The sequence below is a fragment of the Frigoribacterium sp. CFBP 8751 genome (genome assembly GCF_014841545.1).
Lineage (GTDB): Bacteria > Actinomycetota > Actinomycetes > Actinomycetales > Microbacteriaceae > Frigoribacterium.
On sequence record NZ_JACYUB010000023.1, the window covers coordinates 1 to 399 of the forward strand.

General features: G+C 57.4%; 1 protein-coding gene. It reads right to left on the reverse strand.

All coding sequences use genetic code 11. From position 1 onward, the window contains the following. Positions 1-215: 215 nt before the first annotated feature. On the reverse strand, positions 216-399 hold a 184-nt coding region (locus IFT88_RS16870; protein ID WP_207110921.1), incomplete at its 5' end, for a hypothetical protein.

A 399-nucleotide genomic window follows, 5' to 3' on the forward strand; every position in this document is an offset into this window, starting at 1 on the left:
GCGACACGCCCGGGATGCATGGGTATTTGGGGGTGGGGCCGGGGGGCTGTGTAAAGTAATCCGAGTCAGCCCAAAGGTGCGGCGGAGCGGCTAGGACAGCGACCAGTGATGGTTCAGTTCCGGAGTTTCCCGGCCTCAAGTGGTGGCGTCCTCCCCGAGATCAAGTCGTTTGCGACTTGAGAATCGTGTGGTAGGGTTTCAATTCCATCCTCTGGTCAACGCCAGGCGCTGGTCTTCACGATGTGGGGACTGGAAATCGAGTCGTTTTCGACTTGGTCCACCGGGATGGGATGGTTCCACAACAGCTTCGAGCGATGGTCTTCACGGGCCGGGTTTCGGGTGCGTTTGGTCCTTGAGAACTCAACAGCGTGCACATTGTCAAATGCCAAATTATACCCT